The organism is Streptomyces sp. FH025, from assembly GCF_017427025.1.
Lineage (GTDB): Bacteria > Actinomycetota > Actinomycetes > Streptomycetales > Streptomycetaceae > Kitasatospora.
The window spans coordinates 1-3,211 of the sequence record NZ_JAFLNG010000790.1 but is presented as its reverse complement, the minus strand read 5'-3'; the positions used below and the strand labels follow the sequence as shown (position 1 = coordinate 3,211).

At 75.2% G+C, this 3,211-nt stretch carries 2 protein-coding genes and 2 pseudogenes; 1 reads left to right on the top strand and 3 read right to left on the bottom strand.

The genetic code is table 11. The annotated features are described in order from the left end of the window. Positions 1–214: 214 nt before the first annotated feature. Positions 215–559, top strand: a pseudogene (locus J0670_RS33895) (RNA polymerase subunit sigma-24); the annotation flags it as partial. A gap of 17 nt (positions 560–576) precedes the next feature. On the opposite strand, the gene J0670_RS33890 reads toward J0670_RS33895, so the two are convergent. From J0670_RS33890 to J0670_RS33880, 3 genes and pseudogenes are all read right to left on the bottom strand, one after another. Continuing rightward, the gene (locus J0670_RS33890) at positions 577–1,887 is read right to left on the bottom strand and encodes a DUF58 domain-containing protein (protein WP_207816156.1); all 1,311 of its coding nucleotides are present in this window, start codon (positions 1,885–1,887) and stop codon (positions 577–579) included. 98 nt (positions 1,888–1,985) lie between these two features. Further along, positions 1,986–2,996, bottom strand: coding sequence for an AAA family ATPase (locus J0670_RS33885; RefSeq protein ID WP_374223228.1), 1,011 nt, complete (start codon positions 2,994–2,996; stop codon positions 1,986–1,988). Next, positions 2,993–3,211: pseudogene (locus tag J0670_RS33880) on the bottom strand (DUF4350 domain-containing protein); the annotation flags it as partial. The pseudogene J0670_RS33880 and the gene J0670_RS33885, both read right to left, overlap by 4 nt.

The window sequence follows — 3,211 nt, the reverse complement described above, 5'->3', positions numbered from 1 at the left end:
ATTCAGAAGAGCCCTCATCCGGGAAACCGGATGGGGGCTCTTCGCGTTTTCCGGAAGCCGGCCTCGGTGTCTCTGCAAAAGTCCGAAAAAAGTTCGGGCGGTCGTGTCGAGAACGCGTGGCCGGCTCCGTCCCCGGGGTGAGCGCGACCACAATGGGGTCGTATCAGCACCGAGGAGAACACGATGGCCAAGTACCTGCTTCTCAAGCACTACCGACGCGCCCACGGCTGAGGAGACCGACTGGGTGCAGATCGTCGAGTGGTACGACGAGTTGGTACGACTGACGGACAGTCCGGTCGTTCGGCTCGACCGGGCGGTGGCGGTCGGGGAGGCCGACGGGCCGAGGGCCGGGCTGGCGGCGCTCGCGGTGCTGGACGACTCGCTGCCCCGCCGTGCCGCGGTGGAGGCCTACCTCCACGAGCGCGACGGTGACCTCGTGACGGCGGCACGGCTGTACGCCGAGGCGGCGCATAAGGCTCCCAACCTCGCCGAGCGCGACCACCTGACGCGCCAGGCGGCCCGACTCAACGCCGGGCTCACACCCCGTCGGCGCGGCTGAGGTCGGCTGAGCGGCGGTCAGAGGCGGCCGGCCGCCTTCAGCGCCAGGTAGGTGTCGGCCAGGGCCGGGGCGATCCGGGCCGGCGGGGCGTCGAGGACGGTGACGCCGTGGCGGGTGAGGCGGTCGGCGGTGTGGCGGCGGTCGGCGCGGGTCTGCTCCGCGGCGGCGGCGCCGTAGACGGCCTCCAGGGTGCCGCGGCCGGCGGCGAGGACGTCGAGGTGCGGGTCGGCGACCGAGGCGAGGACGACCTCGTGGCGCTTGGTCAGCAGCGGTAGCAGCGGGCGCAGTCCGTCCTCGACCGGGGCCGCGTCGAGGCCGGTGAGCAGGACGATCAGCGAGCGGTGCGGCGCCATCTTGAGCGCGGTGGAGACCAGCGAGCGCATGTCGGTCTCGTGGAGCGCGGGCTCCAGGAGGGCCATCGCGTTGGTGAAGGCCGGAAGGATCTCGTGCGGCGAGCTGGCGACCACGGCCGCGCGCTTGCGGGCGTCGTGGGCGAGCAGGTCGACCCGGTCACCGGCGCGGGTGGCGAGGGCGGTGAGCAGCAGGGCGGCGTCGAGGGCGGCGTCCAGGCGGGGGGCGTCGCCGACGCGGCCGGCCGAGGTGCGGCCGGTGTCGAGCACGACGAGGATGTGCCGGTCGCGTTCGGGGCGCCAGGTGCGGACGGCGACGGTGTTGCGGCGGGCGCTGGCGCGCCAGTCGATGGAGCGGACGTCGTCGCCGGGCAGGTACTCGCGCAGGGAGTCGAACTCGGTGCCCTGGCCACGGGTCAACACCGAGGTGCGGCCGTCGAGTTCGCGCAGCCGGGCGAGCCGGGAGGGCAGGTGCTTGCGGCTGGTGAACGGGGGGAGCGCGCGGACCGTCCAGGGCACGTGGTGCGAGCCCTGGCGGCCGGCCAGGCCGAGCGGGCCGAGCGAGCGGACCGTCACCCGGCGGGCGTGGTGGTCGCCGCGGCGGCTCGGGGTGAGGACGGACACGGCGCGGCGCCGTTCGCCGCCGGGGACGGTGAGGGCGTGCCGGGAGGAGGCCTCGGCGGTGCCGGGGCGCCAGGCGGAGGGGGCCCAGGCGTCGCGGACCAGGGCCCGCAGCGGCCGCCCGGAGGGGTTGGTGACGGTCAGTTCGACCGAGGCGGACTCGCCGAGCCGGACGGTGGTGTCGCCGCCCCGGACGATCCGCAGGCTGCGGACGGGGGCGGCGAGCACCAGGTCGACCAGGACGGCCAGCAGGACCGCGCCGGTGACGATGCCCACCCCGGCGGGGGAGGGCAGCAGCAGGCCCACGACGAGCGCGCCGAGCGCGGCGATCAGGGCGGTTCGCCCGGTGAGGGCCATGCGGATGCGCTCCTTCGGAAGCCCGTGAAGTCCGTACGGTCGGTTGGGTTCGTGCGGTCCGTGGGCCGGAGGCCCGGAACGGGTGCGGTGCGGTGGGTTCAGCGGGGGGCGGGCGTCTGGGTCAGGACGGCCTGAATGACGGAGTCGGCGGTGACTCCCTCCATCTCGGCCTCGGCGCGCAGCGCGACGCGGTGCCGCAGGGTGGGCAGGGCGAGTGCCTTGACGTCGTCCGGCGTGACGTAGTCGCGGCCGGCCAGCCAGGCCCAGGCGCGCGAGGCGGCGAGCAGGGCGGTGGCGCCGCGCGGGGAGACGCCGATGGACAGCGACGGGGACTGCCGGGTGGCCCGGCAGAGGTCGACGATGTAGGCGAGGACCTCGGGGGAGACGGTCAGCTTCGCGATCTGCGCGCGGGCGGCGGCGAGGTGCTCGGGCCCGGCGACCGGGCGGACCCCGGCGGCCGCGAGGTCGCGGGGGTCGAAGCCGGCGGCGTGCCGGGAGAGGACCTGGAACTCCTGGTCGCGGTCGGGCAGCGGCAGGATCAGCTTGAGCAGGAAGCGGTCCAGCTGGGCCTCGGGCAGCGGGTAGGTGCCCTCGTACTCGACCGGGTTCTGGGTCGCGGCGACCAGGAACGGGACGGGCAGCGCGCGCGGCTCGCCGTCCACGGTGACCTGCCGCTCCTCCATGGCCTCCAGCAGGGCGGCCTGGGTCTTCGGCGGGGTGCGGTTGATCTCGTCGGCGAGCAGCAGGTTGGTGAAGACCGGGCCGGGCTGGAAGGAGAACTCGGCGGTGCGGGCGTCGTAGACGAGGGAGCCGGTGACGTCGCCGGGCATCAGGTCGGGGGTGAACTGGATCCGCTTGGTCTCCAGGCTGAGCGCGGTGGAGAGGGTGCGGATCAGCAGGGTCTTGGCGACGCCGGGGACGCCTTCGAGCAGCACGTGGCCGCCGCACAGGAGCGCCACCACGAGGCCCGTGACGGCGGAGTCCTGGCCGACGACGGCCTTGCCGATCTCGGCGCGCAGGGCGGTCAGCGCCGCCCGCGGGTCGGTGTCGGGGGTAGCGGGTGCCGTGCCGGGGACGGAGCGGAGCTGGGCGGTTGCCTGGTCGGTCACGGGTTCCGTACCTGCCTTTCGAGGGCGTCGAGGTCGTCGGCGAGCCGCAGCAGCGCGGCGTCGTCGGTCGGGGGCGGGCCGTACAGCAGGGCCCGGACGTCCCCGGCGGGTCGTTCGGGGAGGCGGTCGGCCACGGCGGCGCAGAGCGCCTCGGGGTCGGGTGCGTCGGCCTGGAGCGGGACGCCCAGGGCGGGGGCGAGGCGGTGGGCGGCGGC

Excerpts from the sequence above, each read along its gene's own strand:
- J0670_RS33890 (WP_207816156.1), bottom strand. The coding sequence starts at position 1,887 with ATGGCCCTCACCGGGCGAACCGCCCTGATCGCCGCGCTCGGCGCGCTC.